This is a genomic window from Haloterrigena salifodinae, from assembly GCF_003977755.1.
GTDB classification, from domain to species: Archaea; Halobacteriota; Halobacteria; order Halobacteriales; family Natrialbaceae; genus Haloterrigena; species Haloterrigena salifodinae.
Window position 1 is genome coordinate 298,623 of record NZ_RQWN01000001.1, and the last position, 15,593, is coordinate 314,215.

A 15,593-nucleotide genomic window follows, 5' to 3' on the forward strand; every position below is an offset into this window, starting at 1 on the left:
GCTCAACCGCTTTTCGTCCTGCGACCGAACGAACCGTATGGACGGTCCGTTCTCGAGGGATACGCTTCGCGGGCGAACCGGTGAAAACCCCGTCGCACACTGGTTCTTGCTCGATGCGAACCGATGGGTGTTGGCTGGGCTACTGTCCGCCGTGGCCTTCGCTACGTTCGTCGTTCTCGGCACAATATCGCTTCCGATGCGGGAGATGATGGACAGCGGCACGCCCATCGACACGGCGTTTCAGGCGCTGATCGCCGCGGTTCTCACCGGCGTGACGCTCGTCGTCTCGATCAACCAGCTCGTGCTCTCCCAGGAACTCGGGCGGCTCGGCGACCAGCACACGTGGATGAACGAGGCGATGGCCTACCGCCACGACGTCGAGGAACTGTTCGGATCGGTCGGACCGCCTGATCCCGCGCAATTCCTGCAGGCGCTCGTGCAGACCAGCAGCGACCGCGCCGAAGCGCTTCGCGAGGCCGTCGCCGACACCGACGACGAGATCCTTCGGCAACGGACCGACCGACTGGTCGAGAACGTCTGCCGGAACTCCGATGAGATCGAGTCCCAACTCGAGACGTCCCAGTTCGGCGAGTTCGGCGTCCTTCGATCTGGACTGAACTACAACTACTCCTGGAAGATCTACGCGGTCCGTCGGCTGCGCGACGAGCACGGCGACAGCCTCGACGACGACCAACTGGCGGCGTTCGACGAGTTGATTGACAGTCTACGGCTGTTCGGGCCGGCCCTCGAGCACTTCAAGTCGCTGTACTTCCAGTGGGAACTCGTCCACCTCACGCGATCGATGCTCTACTCGGGGCTACCGGGCGTCGTCGCCGCGACGGCGACGGTGCTGTATCTCGATCCCGAACTGGTTCAGGGAACGATCCTCGGTGTCGATACCATGGTGTGGCTCGTGGGCGCCAGCGCGACGATCACCCTCGTTCCGTTCTTCCTGCTGACGACCTACGTTCTTCGAATCGCGACGATATCGAAGCGGACCGGCTCGCTCGGCCCGTTCATCCTCCGCCGCGCGGAACGGACGGAGGCGATCGACTGGGACGAATAACTGCATCGACGTCCGGCCGCCGATTCGAACTCGAGCGTCGAAGTCGGCGGGAACTCCCGATCGAAACGACGGAAGCGCGGGCGAACCACTCGAGTGGTGCTACCGAGACACAGTGACCTCGCCGATCGAACGGTAGAAAAGTCCGAATCGACTCGAGGGTCGTATGGAACTGTTCGTCCGGTTGTCGGGATTGTTGGTCGTGCTCCTGCTGGGAGCCGGGCTCCGAACGACGGGGCTGCTCGACGCCCGACGGACGACGCGGTTGAACGCGGTCGCCTACTACGTCGCCCTGCCGGCGCTGATCTTCGTCTCGACGTACGATCGAGCGATCGGCGAGTTGCTCTCGCTGACGCTGCTGGGTGGCTTGCTGTTCGTGCTGTTCGCGACGGTCGGGCTGGCGTGGCTCGTTCACCGCAACCAGGGGTCGATCGGCCGGCGGAGCGTGGCGGTCGTCCAGTCGTACCACTCGAATCTCGGCTATCTCGGCCTGCCCCTGGTCGCAGCGACGTTCGACGCCGAGGTGACCGCGACCGCGAGCGTCGTTCTGGGCGTCGTCACGCTGACCCAGTTGCCCCTGTCGGTCCTCCTCCTCTCGATGCTCAACGGGGCCGACGCCGCGCTTGGCGACGAACTGCTGGGGCTGGCGAAAAACCCCGTCCTGGGGTCGCTGATCGCCGGACTCGCCGTCGGCTCGCTGGGGATCACGCTTCCCGGGCCGGCCGCGACCGGCCTCGACCTCCTCGGTTCGGTCGCCCTCCCGCTGGCCCTCCTCTGTGTCGGCGCGTCACTCGAGGTTGATCTCCCGTCGATCGATCTCGGCGCGACCGGGTCCGTCATCGGGCTGAAAATCGTCTGTATGCCCGCGCTCGCGTGGGCCGTCTTCTCGGTACTCGCCGTCGACGCGGCGACGTTCACCGCGGCGGTCGTCATGCTCGGAACGCCGACGGCCGTCTCGACGTTCGTCTTCGCGGCCGAACTCGGCGGCGACGAGGAGTTCGCGTCGCTGAACGTCTTCGCGACGACGCTGGTCTCGATGCTGACCCTGTTCGTGCTGATCACGCTCGTGAGCTAGGCCCACTCGAGCGTGGCGCGGTCGAACGACCTACTGGGAGACTCGAGAACGGCGAACGTGAGCGTTCGAACACTCGGAGAACGGAACCGATTGATCGCTGCGATCCCGACGGCTAGCCGCCGAAGAACCGCTTGATCCGACCGAGCAAGCCCGGCGAGTCGTCGCCGTCCGCGTCGTCGTCGCTCGAGTCCTCGCCGGCTCCGACCGACCCCGCGAGCGGGCCAGTATCGTCGGGAACGTCGGGTGCACCGTTGCTTCCAGCCGCGGACGTCGTCGCTGCCTGGGTTTCTTCCAAGTCGTCCATCGAGAGTTCGATCTCGTCGACGTCGGGCGTGGACTCGCGTCCCTCGCCCGCTTCGGCGGCCCGGACGTCCGCCCCGGTGACGGCGCCGTCCTCGATGCGGGCGGCCAGTTCCTCGAGGGAGGCGTCGTCGTCCGAGAGATCCTCGAGCGACGCAGCGTCGTCTGGGAGGTCCTCGAGCGACGTCGCGGCGGAGTCGATCGACGACTCGTCGGTACTGCTCCCGGTCGTGCTCGCGGAGTCCGTCGTCCTCGCAGCGTCGGTCACGTCGGCGGACGCAGCCGTTTCGATCGACTCGATCGGGTCCGCCGATTCCGCTACCGAGCCGACGGCGACTTCGTCGGTTCCTCGCTCGTCGGTCGACGGGATCTCTTCCTCGTCGAACGCGGTCGTGACGTCGCCGTCCGTCTCGGTCGGCCCGTCCGCTGTCGCGGCCGTTTCGTCGTCCGCTTCCGTCGTGCTATCGGTCGGTTCGCTCGGCGCCGATGCAGCCGTCGGTTCGTCGGCCGCCGACGCGGCGTCGTCCGGCTCGGATTCGTTCCCTGCTCCCGTCGGCTCGTCCCCGTCCGTCGCGTCCTCGTCTGCGTCCGCCGACCCGGATTTCGTCGCGTCGAGCGAGTCGAGGATGTCGTCGACGCTCTGGTCGGAGACGATCCGCTGCGGGCCGCCGCCCGGCTCGAGGCTTCCGCTCGAGGCGCCGGCGTCGTCGACCGACTCGCTCGAGTCGGAGGCCGAATCGGCCGCGGAGGGTTGGTTCGAAGACTGGTCACTCATTGTGGAGGTCTGGCCGTGCCGAGACCATAATCTTTCCCCCCTGTGGTCGGTGCGGCGTCCGGCGCCGGCGGCCGAGTCGTCACTCTGCCAGCGGCGGCTCCGAGAGGACGACGTTGAGCACTGCGCCGAAGAGGATGAGCATGCCGGCGAAGTAGAGCCAGGTGACGAACAGCAAGACGGCACCGACGGCGCCGTAGGCCTGGTACTGGCCGGCGTTGGATGCGTACAGCTGAAAACCGGCCTGCAGGATCGTCCAGCCGACCGCGGCGAAGGCGGCGCCGGGGAGTACGTCGGCAAACGCGACGGAAATCGGCGGCAACACGTAGTAGATCGGTAGAAATACGAGGACGAGCCCGATCAGTAGCGTCAGCCAGCTCAGGACGCCGGCGAAGGGGAGTACTTTGGCGGCGAAGCCGACGATCCATCCGATCACGATCATCAGTCCCATCGCGCCCGCGCCCGCGACGATGACGACGAGGCCGTCCCTGAGCTGGTCGACCAGCGACTCGTCGACGACCTCGCCGTAGACCTTGTTGAAGGCGAGGCTGAGCCCGCGAAAGACCTTCAGCGCGCCCCAGACCGAGACGGCGAGCGCGACGACGGTCGCCTGCGCGCGGCCGGATTCGGTCGTCAACGCGTCGGTGACCAGCTCCTCGCCCGCCGCCGGGAGGAAGTCGCCGGCGACCGTGATCAACCGCTGGGCGGCGTCCTCGCCGCCGAGCAGCGACCCGACGACGAGCGCGAGCAACACCAGCGGGATCAGCGAAACGAACGCGTAGTACGCGACGGCGGCCGCGAGAAAGGAAACGTCGCGGTCGCTCGCCGTTCGATAGACTGCAGTGAGCGTCTCTCGAGCGTCCATACCGGACCGAGAACGGCCGCGGGTAAATGACTATCAGTCCACCGTAGTTTCAGAATCGCTGTTCGGTTCGCCGGATGAGAGGTCGGCCCGTACGCTCGCTCCGATTGCGGCTCGCTCCCGGCCGTCACCGCTCGCGACAGAAGTTGTGCGACGCGTAGACCGCGCCGTCGTCGGCGATGTAGACGCCGACGCCGCCGCGATCCCAATCGGGCGTCCCCTGCTCGAGGATCGCGCGTCGGTGGTCGGTGGAGTTCATCCACTGGTTGACCAGTCCCTCGGCGAGTCCCTCTGCAGTCCGGTAGCGGACGGTCTCGTCTGTCTCCGAATTCTCGACCGGACGGTCGACCCACGTCAGGGCGATGTTCTCGCCGTAGCCCCGACAGTAGTTGTCGACGTCTCGAAAGCGATCCATCGGCGCCTCGTCGTCGGGATTGATATGGGCGAAGTACTCCCGCTGGGCCATGTCGTAGCTGTGGGCGCGGCCGACAGAGGCGATCGTTCCGTCCCACTCCAGGGGCTCGAGGCCGTGTTCGGCCCGGCGGTCGTTGACCTCGGCGTGGACGAAGTCCTCGACGGTCGCCGAGCCGACGGTCTCGACGTCGGTTTCGTAGCTCGAGTTCCCTGGATCGTCGGGATCGGTGACGGCGGGGTTGCGCTCGCCCGCCGGCGGCGGGTCGGAACTCGGCGTCACCTCGCTACCGATGCCGCTGGGCCCCTCGAGATCGCCCGTGTCGACGCTCTCGAGGATTCCCGGGGCGAGGACGGTGGTTCCGAAGGCGAGAACGCCGATCAGGGCGACGGCGACGAGCAGGCGAAACAGCGACCGCAGAACGGCCCTATCGTCGGAATCGGCACGATCGGATCCGGTGGTCGACCGGGACCGGGGACACATCGTTCGAAACGAATAGATCGCAGGGTAAGTGTTCCGCGTTCGATTGCAGCCGTTGATACGTTACTGGATGAGTGACTATCAACGTAACCGATAGGTATCGAGTATCCTGTGGTCATTCGCCGAAGATCGTCTCGTGAATCCCGATCACGAGGCCGGGAACGACCGCCATGAACAGGTGTTCCTCGAGCGGGATGCCGGCGATATCGATCCCGGTTCGGAGCTTGATGTCGAAAACGCCGACGGCGAGCGTGTAGCGGTCCCAGAGGTACGCGATCGGGTACAGCGCGAGGATCGTGACGCCGGCTTTCCGGAGCGCGTTCGCCCGGCGGAGGAGGACGGCGGCGACGGCTCCCCAGAACAGTTCCGTCGCGAGGTAGGTGTATCGGCCGAAAACGCTGATATCGGGCACCATACGGAAGATATCCATTCCAGCCCTCAAAACGGTCACCCCTGCGCCCACCCGGCTAAAACGTGCGGTATGTTCAAAAGCCCGGCGGCAGTATACTCCCCCAGAAGGATGAATATCGCTGATATCGCCACCACGGAGTTCATCGAAGTCGACGTCGGGACGCGAATGGGGAAAGTCCGATCCATGTTCGAGGACGGCAACCCCAAGGGGATCATCGTCACCGACGACGGGGAGTACGAGGGCGTCATCAGCGAGCGCGAGGTCCTCCAGTCCCACGTCGAAGACGACGCCAAGGTGGCGGCACTCATGAAACCCAGTCGGAACGCGCCGGCCCCGCAGGTCGACCGCAACGAGGACGTCCGAGAGACGGCCCGCGTGCTCGTCGAGAGTAACGCGAAGGTCGCCCCGGTCTTCGAGAACGACGATCTCTGGGGCGTCATCACCGACGACGCCATCCTCGAGGCAGTCCTCGAGAACCTCGATACGCTGACGGTCGAGGACATCTACACCGCCGATCCGGTCACGCTCGAGGAGGACGACGGGATCGGGCGGGCGATCAACCAGCTTCGCGAACACGGCATCTCCCGACTGCCCGTGCTCAACGAGAACGGCTACCTCTCGGGCGTCGTGACGACCCACGACATCGCCGACTTCGTTATCCGGGAAAACCACACGACGACGACCGGCGACCGGGTCGGCGACACCCAGCGACTGCTCGACGTTCCCGTCTACGACATCATGGCCAGCCCCGTCGAGACGACGACGCTGGACACCACCGCTCAGGAGGCCGTCGAGACGATGCTCGATAACGACTACTCGGGTCTGATCGTCACCCCCGAAGACGACGACCGGATGGTCATCGGCGTCATCACCAAGACCGACGTCCTGCGCGCGCTGACGTTCACCGAAGAACAGCGCATGGACGTCCAGATCACCAACATCTCGATGCTCGATACGATCACTCGAGAAGGGATCGTCGAGAACATCGAGAACGTCGTCGACAAGTACCAGGACATGCAGGTCCAGCACGCCCACGTCCGGTTCAAGGAACACCAGGAAAAGCTCCGCGGGACGCCGCTGATCCACTGCCAGATCCGCCTGCGAACCAATAAGGGACAGATCGCCGGCACCGGCGAAGGCTACGGCTCCGAGAACGCCTTCCGCGTCGCCATCGACAAACTCGAGCGCAACGTCCTGGAGGTCAAGGGCGTCACCAGCGACGAGGAGTACCGCGGCCAGTTGCTCCGAAAGCTGAACGAACTCTAGAGCGCGGTCGTTTCCGCGGACCGCGCGTTACGGCGTCGTGCCGTCCTCGAACTCGAGATCGACCGTTTTTCGCACGTCCCGCGCCGAGCGGGCCAGTTCGACAGTGTAGGTTCCGGAATCGATCACCCAGCCGTCGGCCGCGTCGTACCGGCCGAGCGCCCGGTCGGCGAGGGTGACGTCGACCGTCCGCGTCTCGCCGGCGGGGACGGCGACCGACTCGAAGCCGGCGAGTTCTCGCGTCGGCCGCTCGACCGCGGTCGATTCGGGGGGACGGACGTACACCTGCACGACCTCGCGACCGTCCCGGTCGGCGCCGTTCTCGACGGTGACGCGGACCGTCCGGTCGTCGACGACCGCGGCGTCGCGGTACGCGAAGTCGGCGTAGGAGCGGCCGTGACCGAACGGGTACGTGGGCTCGGCGTCAACGGAGTCGCGGTCGAAGTGGCGGTAGCCGACGAACAGTCCCTCCTCGTAGTGCGCTTCGTCCTCGATCCCGGGATACCGGCGCTCGTCGGCCGTCGGGTACATCCCTTCGGGGGCGAACGTAACCGGCAGGCGCCCCGACGGATCGCGGTCGCCGTACAGCACCGACGCGACCGCCGCGCCGTCGGACTGTCCGGGGTACCACGCCTCGAGGACGGCGTCGACCGCGTCGCGCCACGGGAGTCTGACGGGACCACTCGACTGCACCACGACGACCGTCGCCGCGGCCGCGTCGGCGACCGCTTCGACGAGTTCGTCCTGCCGGCCGGGCAACCGCAGCGAGTCCCGGTCCTTCCCTTCGGTCGTCCGGTCGCGGACGAAGACAACCGCGACATCGGCGTCGGCGGCGGCTCGGACCGCGGCGTCGATAGCGGGCTCGTCAGCGTCGATTCCGACCCCCGCGTCCGCCTCCGGCTCGTCGGGCACCTCGCCGTCGACGAACGGCAGCGCGTCGAACAGCGAGAGGTCCGGAATCGGCTCGCAGCCGCGGGCGACCGTCACCGCACCGTCGGCCCGCGACTCCATCCCGGCCGCCGGACTCGTCGACCGGAACGGCGTCGTCTCCGAGGAGCCGCCGCCCCCGAGTTTCGCCTCGTGGACGTTCGGGCCGACGACGGAGATGTCGGCCCCATCCTCGAGCGGGAGAACGCCGTCGTTCTCGAGCAGGACGGTCCCCCGGACGGCGATCCGCTCGGCGAGGTCACGGTGGGCGGGCGTATCGATCGCTCCGGCGTCGTCGCCGTCGCCATCGCCGTCACCGTCACTGCCGGCGCTTCGATCGCCGGCGTCGTTCTCGAGGCGACCGATCCGCTCGAGTTGCCCGAGAATCCGCCGAACCATGTCGTCCAGCCGCTCGGCCGGCACCTCGCCGGCGTCGATGGCGTCGGCCAGCGGGTCGCCGAACAAGTCGCCCCGCGTTCCGTCGGGGAGTCCGCCCATTATCTCGGCGGCCTCGCCCTCGAGGTCGGCCCCGTCGAACGAGCCGTCCTCCTCGTCTCCATCGTCCCCATTGTCCCCGTCGCCATCGAATCCGCCATCGATCGCGACCCCGGGCATCTCGAGGTCCAGGCCGGCGTTCGCGGCGCCGACGGTGCTTTCGGTGCCGTACCAGTCCGAGACGACGTAGCCGTCGAACTCCCACTCGCCCTTGAGTACGTCGTCGACGAGGCGGTCGTGGTCGCTCATGTACGCCCCGTTGACGCGGTTGTAGGCGGTCATCACGGAGCCGGCACCGGCTTCGACGGCCGCCCGGAACGGTCGCAGATATAGTTCCCGAAGCGTCCGTTCGTCGACCTCGCTGCTGACGCGGACGCGGTCGGTCTCCTGGTTGTTCGCGACGTAGTGTTTGACCGTCGCGACGACGTCCTCGTTCTGGATCCCGTCGACCGCGCCCGCTGTCGTTTCGGCGGCCAGCAGCGGCTCCTCCGAGTAGTACTCGAAATTCCGTCCGCAGTGGGGGACCCGGATCAGGTTCGCGCCAGGCGCGAGCAGCGCGTCCTGCTCGAGCGCCCGCGCCTCGCGGGCCATCGCCGCGCCCTTCTCGCGCGCGAGGTCGGGGTCGAACGTCGCCGCGACGGCGATCGACGCCGGAAACGCCGTCGCCCGCTCTCCCTCGGCGCGAACCCCGAGCGGGCCGTCGACCAGCCGGAAGGGCGGAACGTCGAGTCGCTCGACGCCGGGCAGGTAGCCCGTCGCCGTCCCCGCGGGATCGTCGCGGCCGCTCACGAGGCGCAGTTTCTCCTCGCGGGTCATCGATGCGAGTAGTTCCTCGACGCGTCCGGAACCGCCTATCATGTAATCCAATTGGTTGGTCGGCCCGGTAACTGTTTGGGAGGCGGCTATCGTAACCGAAAGCTCGCGTTACTGACGCATCGACTCGTCGCCACCCTCGAGTCCCCGATCCGTAATTCGGAACTGGACGGACTCGCCGACCGCCTTCGAGCGGTGTTTCTCCAGCGTCGCCCGTCGGTTCCCGCCCCGGAACCGCTCGAGGCGGAGGACGACGCCGGTCCAGTGCTCTAACGTGTTGCCGCCGAGCGCGCGCGTGCGGTCGGCGTCGGGATCGGCGAAGACCTGGTTCGTCAGGACCACCGCGAGGTCGTGCTTGCGGGCCAACGAGAGGAGGTGAGTCACCTGTCGGGCGACGCTGCGCAGCGCCTCGCCGCCGTCGCTCTCGCCGGTGCGCTCGAGGCGGTAGAAACCGGTCGCGCTGTCGAGGACGATCAGGTCCGCGCGTTCGGCGAACTCCTCGGTGTCCCGGACGGCCTCGGACTGTTCCTCGAAGTCGACGGCGTCCTCGATGACGATCCGCGAGGCGACGGCCTCGACGTCCTCGTCGTCGACCCGGGCCGATAGCAGTTGCTGGAAGCGGTCGACCGAGACGCCCTCGGTGTCGACGTAGACCGCGGTCCCGCCGGCGACGGCCGTCTCGACGGCCGCCGACAGCGCGAGGTTGGTCTTCCCCGCCGCGGGCGGGCCGTACACCTGCGTGACGGTTCCGCGTTCGAACCCCCCGCCGAGTAACTCGTCGACCGGCCCACAGCCGGTCGGTATCGCCTCGTCGTTCACGGTTCGAGTTGGCAGGTGGCCCGCAAAAAGCCCCCGAAACGGGCCGGTGAGCGATCGCGGACAGTCGAGCGGCCTCGAGCGGACGTGAGACGGTCCTGATCGCCAAGTCGCGACAGAGGACCGAACGGACGCTTCGGTGGGACCGATACGCGTTCGCTATCGGACGCGAGAGCGCTCGCGAGAAGACGATTAATCGTTCATCCGGCCGGTGAACGACCGATGCCGGTGGTTCCGACGCGACCACAGTTCGGGCAGTTATAGTACGTTTCGGGCCCTCGATGTGCCGTTTCGCTCCGCTTGATTTCGGCGGATCCGCAGAAAGGACAGTAACTAATCTCGCTGACGGTCATCTGTAGTGGAAAATCGTCGAGTCAAGATATATACGTTGAGACGATATCGAACGATGAGCCGCGGACGGGTGCGTCGAACGACGCGTGAGCGGTTGCTGTACGTTTATTCCTCCGGAAGACGAACCTCGAGGCGTGATCGTCGTCGCCACAGCAGATTTCGAGGTGTACCACGGCGTCGTCAACGAGCTCCGGGAGCGCGGGACCCAGTTCACGACCGTCGAGCCCGACGAGGAACTCCCGGAGCGGACGTCGGTGGTCGTCACCGGCGCCGACCACGCCGACGACTTCGCGACCGTGACGACTGTCGTCGCCGATCCGGACCATCCGCGACGCGCCGTCGACCAGGCCCTGACCGCGGTTCGGGGCAACGGCGGCCGAACCATCATCGGCGTCGATCCGGGCCGGAAACCCGGTATCGCCGTCCTCGCGGGGGAGATGGTCGTCGCCGCCTTTCAGGTGCCCCTTTCCGACGCCGTGGACGTGATCCAGCGCGAGGCCGACGAGGCGACCAATCCGGTAGTTCGCGTCGGGGACGGCGCCCGCCTCCAGAGCGCCAAACTCGTCAACGAACTCGAGGACGTGACGGTCGAACTCGTCGACGAGACGGGGACGACGCCGTACCTCGGAACCGGTTCGCGGGGGATGGGCGACGTCCTCGCGGCGGCCAACATCGCTCGGCTCGAGGGGGAGGTCATCGACTCGCGGGATATCGAACCGACCGCCGGCGAGTTACAGGTGATCAAGGATCGCTCGCGCGAGCAAAGCGAGGAGAACCGGGCGATCGACGAGGTGCTGGCTCGACGGGTCGCGGCCGGCGAGTTGACGATCGACGAAGCGCTCTCGGAGCACCGCACCGATGACGATAGCGACGACACCGGCACCACCGACGACGGTACGGACGACACCGGCACCACCGACGACGCAACCTCGAAGTCGTCGGATGCGGACGTAGACGGAGACTGAGAGTAACAGCGGCTGCTAACCGACTTCTGACGATCGAGACTGATTCGCTCGTCCCGGTTCGGATCGACTCGAGTCGGAGTCGTCCCAATTACGATCGGCTCGGTCGGGCTCGTCTCGGTTCGGCTCGAGTCAGGGTCGTCTCGACTCGAGGCGCTACGTCGGCGACGCGGTCGTCGAAGAGAAAAAGCGATCGATCGGGAATCGCCGTTACGGCGCGATCCAGACGTTCGTCGCGGCGACGGCGGACATCTGGACGTTCTCGTTCTCCTGCATGCTCACCTGCGTCGCGGCGGCGTCCCCGTCATCCTCGGCGACGGCGATCGCCGAGTGCTGTTCGTTGACGTTCTCCTGGGTCACGAACTGGGTCTGCTCGAGGGCGGCCGTCGCGTCCTGCGTGACGTCGCTGTTCTGCTCGGCGCTGGTGTCGTAGTCGTAGGACATCCCCGGCGCGTTCTCGACGTCGTTGCCGCCGATGGTGACGGTCGTACTCGAGGTCTGCGCCTCGGAGTCGTACGTGTACCCCGGCGACGCGTACACGTTGAGCGCAGCGGCGGTGCCAATCTGTGCGTTGTAGTTCTGCTGGGAGGCCATCTGGACGGCCTCGGCCTCGCTGTCGTTGACAGCGATGGCAACCGCGGTGTTCTGGAGGTTGATATTAAGCTGCTCGACGGCCTGCTCCTGCTCGACGCTGGTCGTCGCGGTCTGGGAGTCGTCCTTGTCCTTCTTGTTCTTCGACGGCGTCTCCGTGTCGACGACGCTGCTGTCGCCGGCGGACGCGACGTTCATTTCTCCCATCGAGGCGAGCAGGTTGGCGGCGTTGGCGGAGCCGGTCTGTTCGTTGAGATTGGTCTGGTCGGTGACCTGGATCGCCGTCGCGGTGCTGTTCTCGCCGACGGCGATGGCGACGGCGGCACCCTGTTCGTTGACGTTCGTCTGTTCGACGGCCTGCTGCTGAGTCAGCCAACTGTTCGCGTTCTGCTCGGTGTATTCACCCTGGCCGGCGTAGATGTTCGACGCGTTGGCGGCACCTTCCTGCAGGTTCTGGTTGTGCTGGTCGGTCTGCTGAAGGGCCGTCGCCGAACTGTTCTCCGCGGCGAGGGCGAAGGCGACGCTTTGTTCGTTGTAGTTCCCCTGCGCGACGTCCTGGGTCTGGGTCACGCTGGCCTCGGCGGACTGCGTGACGGTCTTTTTGTCGCCTTTCTCCGTGGCGACGCCCCAGCCGTTGAACTGCTGGCTGCCGTCGTCGCCCATGATCATGTAAACGGTGCCGACGTCTTCGAACTGAGTCGTCTGGCTGCTGACGACGTTGTTCTCGGCCGACGCCTCGCCGGTCTGGGAGTTGGCGTTGAGCTGGTTGGCTTCCTGGATGGCGGTCGCCTCGCCGCCGTCGATCGCGATCGACACCGCCTCACCCTGCTCGTTGATGTTCACCTGGTCGACGTTCTGGTGCTGGACGACCTCGGTGTTGCTCATCTGGTCCGCGTTCAGTTCCTCGGACGCGTGAGCGTCGATATACTCCTCAAGGCTCGTTTCGTTGAGATCGGCGCCGAAGACCAGGTAGAGGTCTTCGCCGTCCTCGAGCGCGTGAACCGAATCGGCCTGAACGTCGTCGTTGCCGCCCGCCATCGCGGCTGGCGCGCCGGCGGCCAGCATCGATATGGAAACGATACAGGCCATCAATACTGTCGTATACCGTGAGCGTCTCGTGTCTTCTTCTGTCATGGTAGCTCTGATTTTCGATCGTGAGTTTGTTCTGTTGCTGAACGATTCGACGCGAACGGTCCTATCCCAAAGACAGACTTTGTTATCTACAGGTTGGAAAACGTATTAGTCGCCCTACTAACTAGAACTCCGCCGCTACTCGCGGAAACGACCGTCTACCTCCGTCAGACGACCACTCGAACGGTAGATTACGCGCCGCCGTCCGGAGGTATCGACGGATCGACACGCGATACGCCACTACAGTCGACTTGCGCTCGAAATTCTTTGGTTCGAGAAGCTTCGTCGACAGCGAAATCCAAAACTACCGACGGTAGTAGTGATCGAATGACCGTTTCACGATCGAAGGGAGATCCAGCGCGCGGTAATCGACAGTGAACGTGAACGGTTATCATCGATGGCGAGGAGAGGTCGGCTTCAACGGCGGCCGCGATCAGCACGGCGCGACGGCTGTCGTGGGAGCGATCGCGGCGCCTCTCGACGCGATGCGGTCCGACGCTCACCGGACGGGCCGAGAAGGGGACACCGACGATCAGCGCCGGGGACGGGAGCCGCGGGTCTCGGAGCCGATCGATCCATCACCGCTGCCGGACCAGCAATTCTCGCGCGATGAGTCCCAGTGTGTAGACGCGACGATGCCGGCATCACGCGACCTCAGAGCGGTGCTTAATCGACTCTCGAGGCCTTCGAACCGACGGTATCGATGAGCGCACGCTCGTTCACGGCGACAAACTGTTCTCGTCGCAGAGACTATTACGACGTCGCGATCAAAGTTACAACCGTTCTACACGGGCTATTTCGAAGACGGCGCGGAATCAGTTCTGCGGGAAATTCCGGTAGTAGCGAATATCTATCCGCATCTGCGCAAATATTACACACATTTCATTATATTTCCCACACATCCTAACGATTGTAACTGTCCGCAATATCGGCTATACATCGTAACCGTTGGGCGGTTTAATACGGAACCCGGCTGTTGTCCCGACTGGGCAACACGGCACGTTGGACGCTCGAGACGGCTGGATTCGCGATCCGTGCGACGCGAATCGGTCACGATGGAGTGGTGCTCGAGCGTCCATGCGTGTGTGGGTGCCCAATGATCAACCATGAAACGCGCAATCTCGATGCTGCTGGCGATCGCACTGGCGTGTAGCTTCGTATTCGCAGGCGGTGCGGCTGCACAGGTCAACGACGTCGATCAGGATACCAACCAAGACGCGGACCTCTACCAGAAGGCGGACGCGGACGTCAAGCAGTACCAGGACGTCGACCAGACGAACGTCGGCCTGCAGGGCGGTAACGTCGCGTACGCTGCGTACGGAGACGCCACGGCCCAGAACAACCTAGACCAGACCAACAACAACGCGCAAATCGGTGTCGCTGAAGCCGAGAACGAAGGCGAAATCAACCAGGACGCCAACCAGGAAGCTGAGAACGAGTTCGAGTTCGACGTCTTCTAACTACCTGATCAACAATGAAACGCGCAATCTCGATGCTGCTGGCGATCGCACTGGCGTGTAGCTTCGTATTCGCAGGCGGTGCGGCTGCACAGGTCAACGACGTCGATCAGGATACCAACCAAGACGCGGACCTCTACCAGAAGGCAGACGCGGACGTCAAGCAGTCCCAGGACGTCGACCAGACGAACGTCGGCCTGCAGGGCGGTAACGCCGCCTACGCAGTGTTCGGCGACGCCACGGCCGAGAACAACCTAGACCAGTCGAACACCAACGTGCAGTACGGTGAGGCCGAGGCCGAGAACGAAGGCGAAATCAACCAGGACGCCGACCAAGACGCTGAGAACGAGTTCGAAGTCGACTTGTTCTAGAGACACCCGGCTTCGTTCACTTATTTTTAGCCGTCCGGATCGCCGCGGACCGCAGTTGTGCTCCCGAGCAGCCAACGGTAGACGGTTCGTCGGAATAGGTCGTGAGTAACGATCTAGTCACGGCCGAAAGCACAGCGAGAACACGCTCTCCGATCCGGGACCGCGTTCGATCGCGTGCGGATGTGAAAAACGCCGAGTAACTCGTCGTAGGGCCGTTTCATACGTCGGTCTCGCGAACCGATGCCGTCGCGTTAGCCGTCGGTTAGCAGACGCATATCGGCGAAACAGTTCTATTGATTAATGCCCGAATCTGCCGACGAGTGAGTCGCTGGGGACGGGCAACGTGCCTCGGTGTGCTAACTGAACTATGAACCAACGAACCGCGATGGCGCTGACGATCGGACTCGCGGCAGCGGCGGTCGTCGCCGCGGGTGCAACGGTGATCGCTGCACCCGGCGACCCCGTAAGCGATTCGACCGAAAACACATCAGAAACCATGACAGAAACCGAATTCTCGTGGGGTACGGTAATCCACGAAACCGACGCCGAAACCGGCGACACCAACGTCGAAGTGATCGTCGACGCCGACGATGACGTTTCGATATCGACGATAACGGCCCCCAATGCGACGGATATGCACGACGAGGAAGCGACTGCGGACGGTGCAGCCGTCGAGTCGTTCCCCTGGGGTGCAGTGATCCACGCGACCGATTCCGACACCGGTGCGACCGATATCGAAGTGATCGTCGACGCCGATAATGACGTCTCGGTTTCCGTGACGTCGGTCTCCGAAAACGGCGCTCAGACGTCGACATCGTCCGTTACGTCCACGAGCGAAACGAGCGAGAGCGGGACGAGCGTCTCGCAGTCGACCGTTTCGTCGACGACGGTCTCCAGCTCGTCAGTGACCAGTAGCTCCACCGACGTCACGCAATCGTCGAACTGGACCGATGACGAATCGATCGAGATCGATATCGATACCGAGACGGAGGACGACTAACTCGAGCGGATACGCCGCTCCGGGATGTGGCTTCCGAGCG

Annotated in this window: 14 protein-coding genes; 7 read left to right on the plus strand and 7 right to left on the minus strand. The window is 65.0% G+C overall.

Annotated elements, in window-relative coordinates; all coding sequences use genetic code 11:
• The first annotated feature begins 37 nt into the window (after nucleotides 1-37).
• A complete protein-coding gene (locus EH209_RS01495) occupies nucleotides 38-1,066 on the plus strand; it encodes a hypothetical protein (protein WP_126661226.1) in 1,029 nt (342 codons plus the stop codon).
• Between the two features lie 163 nt (nucleotides 1,067-1,229).
• On the plus strand, nucleotides 1,230-2,138 hold the full coding sequence (locus EH209_RS01500; protein ID WP_126661227.1) for an AEC family transporter: 909 nt from the start codon (nucleotides 1,230-1,232) through the stop codon (nucleotides 2,136-2,138).
• 112 nt (nucleotides 2,139-2,250) lie between these two features.
• Here EH209_RS01500 and EH209_RS01505 read toward each other — a convergent pair whose 3' ends face one another.
• The 4 genes from EH209_RS01505 to EH209_RS01520 form a co-directional block, all read right to left on the minus strand.
• Nucleotides 2,251-3,213, minus strand: a complete 963-nt coding sequence (locus EH209_RS01505; protein ID WP_126661228.1) for a hypothetical protein — start codon at nucleotides 3,211-3,213, stop codon at nucleotides 2,251-2,253.
• Nucleotides 3,214-3,292: 79 nt separating this feature from the next.
• Nucleotides 3,293-4,075, minus strand: coding sequence for a YihY/virulence factor BrkB family protein (locus EH209_RS01510; RefSeq protein WP_126661229.1), 783 nt, complete (start codon nucleotides 4,073-4,075; stop codon nucleotides 3,293-3,295).
• A gap of 124 nt (nucleotides 4,076-4,199) precedes the next feature.
• Nucleotides 4,200-4,967: a CAP domain-containing protein gene (locus EH209_RS01515; RefSeq protein WP_126661230.1), complete on the minus strand. Its 768-nt coding sequence runs from the start codon at nucleotides 4,965-4,967 to the stop codon at nucleotides 4,200-4,202.
• A gap of 112 nt (nucleotides 4,968-5,079) precedes the next feature.
• On the minus strand, nucleotides 5,080-5,379 hold the full coding sequence (locus EH209_RS01520; protein ID WP_126661231.1) for a lycopene cyclase domain-containing protein: 300 nt from the start codon (nucleotides 5,377-5,379) through the stop codon (nucleotides 5,080-5,082).
• A gap of 105 nt (nucleotides 5,380-5,484) precedes the next feature.
• On the opposite strand from EH209_RS01520, the gene EH209_RS01525 reads away from it, so the two are divergent.
• Nucleotides 5,485-6,642: a CBS domain-containing protein gene (locus EH209_RS01525; RefSeq protein WP_126661232.1), complete on the plus strand. Its 1,158-nt coding sequence runs from the start codon at nucleotides 5,485-5,487 to the stop codon at nucleotides 6,640-6,642.
• Between the two features lie 27 nt (nucleotides 6,643-6,669).
• Here EH209_RS01525 and EH209_RS01530 read toward each other — a convergent pair whose 3' ends face one another.
• Nucleotides 6,670-8,919, minus strand: a complete 2,250-nt coding sequence (locus tag EH209_RS01530; RefSeq protein WP_126661233.1) for a beta-glucosidase — start codon at nucleotides 8,917-8,919, stop codon at nucleotides 6,670-6,672.
• Nucleotides 8,920-8,985: 66 nt separating this feature from the next.
• Entirely contained in the window at nucleotides 8,986-9,693 is a 708-nt protein-coding gene (gene radB, locus EH209_RS01535) for a DNA repair and recombination protein RadB (RefSeq protein WP_008894942.1), read from the minus strand.
• 482 nt (nucleotides 9,694-10,175) lie between these two features.
• On the opposite strand from radB, the gene EH209_RS01540 reads away from it, so the two are divergent.
• Nucleotides 10,176-11,006 (plus strand): hypothetical protein, encoded by an 831-nt coding sequence (locus EH209_RS01540; RefSeq protein WP_126661234.1) that lies wholly within the window; start codon nucleotides 10,176-10,178, stop codon nucleotides 11,004-11,006.
• A 207-nt stretch (nucleotides 11,007-11,213) separates the two neighbouring features.
• Here EH209_RS01540 and EH209_RS01545 read toward each other — a convergent pair whose 3' ends face one another.
• On the minus strand, nucleotides 11,214-12,683 hold the full coding sequence (locus EH209_RS01545) for a hypothetical protein (RefSeq protein ID WP_126661235.1): 1,470 nt from the start codon (nucleotides 12,681-12,683) through the stop codon (nucleotides 11,214-11,216).
• Nucleotides 12,684-13,831: 1,148 nt separating this feature from the next.
• Between EH209_RS01545 and EH209_RS01550 the strand changes: the two genes are divergently transcribed.
• The 3 genes from EH209_RS01550 to EH209_RS01560 all read left to right on the plus strand — a co-directional run bounded on the left by EH209_RS01550 (nucleotide 13,832) and on the right by EH209_RS01560 (nucleotide 15,553).
• Entirely contained in the window at nucleotides 13,832-14,185 is a 354-nt protein-coding gene (locus tag EH209_RS01550) for a toxin transporter (protein ID WP_126661236.1), read from the plus strand.
• Between the two features lie 14 nt (nucleotides 14,186-14,199).
• Nucleotides 14,200-14,553 (plus strand): toxin transporter, encoded by a 354-nt coding sequence (locus tag EH209_RS01555; RefSeq protein ID WP_126661237.1) that lies wholly within the window; start codon nucleotides 14,200-14,202, stop codon nucleotides 14,551-14,553.
• A gap of 367 nt (nucleotides 14,554-14,920) precedes the next feature.
• Nucleotides 14,921-15,553: a hypothetical protein gene (locus EH209_RS01560; protein ID WP_126661238.1), complete on the plus strand. Its 633-nt coding sequence runs from the start codon at nucleotides 14,921-14,923 to the stop codon at nucleotides 15,551-15,553.
• Nucleotides 15,554-15,593 lie beyond the last annotated feature (40 nt).

Coding starts and splice junctions, on each gene's coding strand:
- EH209_RS01555 (WP_126661237.1), top strand. CDS start 14,200: ATGAAACGCGCAATCTCGATGCTGCTGGCGATCGCACTGGCGTGTAGC.
- EH209_RS01525 (WP_126661232.1), top strand. CDS start 5,485: ATGAATATCGCTGATATCGCCACCACGGAGTTCATCGAAGTCGACGTC.
- EH209_RS01520 (WP_126661231.1), bottom strand. CDS start 5,379: ATGGTGCCCGATATCAGCGTTTTCGGCCGATACACCTACCTCGCGACG.
- EH209_RS01515 (WP_126661230.1), bottom strand. CDS start 4,967: ATGTGTCCCCGGTCCCGGTCGACCACCGGATCCGATCGTGCCGATTCC.
- EH209_RS01505 (WP_126661228.1), bottom strand. CDS start 3,213: ATGAGTGACCAGTCTTCGAACCAACCCTCCGCGGCCGATTCGGCCTCC.
- EH209_RS01545 (WP_126661235.1), bottom strand. CDS start 12,683: ATGGCCTGTATCGTTTCCATATCGATGCTGGCCGCCGGCGCGCCAGCC.
- EH209_RS01500 (WP_126661227.1), top strand. CDS start 1,230: ATGGAACTGTTCGTCCGGTTGTCGGGATTGTTGGTCGTGCTCCTGCTG.
- EH209_RS01530 (WP_126661233.1), bottom strand. CDS start 8,919: ATGATAGGCGGTTCCGGACGCGTCGAGGAACTACTCGCATCGATGACC.
- EH209_RS01550 (WP_126661236.1), top strand. CDS start 13,832: ATGAAACGCGCAATCTCGATGCTGCTGGCGATCGCACTGGCGTGTAGC.
- EH209_RS01560 (WP_126661238.1), top strand. CDS start 14,921: ATGAACCAACGAACCGCGATGGCGCTGACGATCGGACTCGCGGCAGCG.
- EH209_RS01510 (WP_126661229.1), bottom strand. CDS start 4,075: ATGGACGCTCGAGAGACGCTCACTGCAGTCTATCGAACGGCGAGCGAC.
- EH209_RS01495 (WP_126661226.1), top strand. CDS start 38: ATGGACGGTCCGTTCTCGAGGGATACGCTTCGCGGGCGAACCGGTGAA.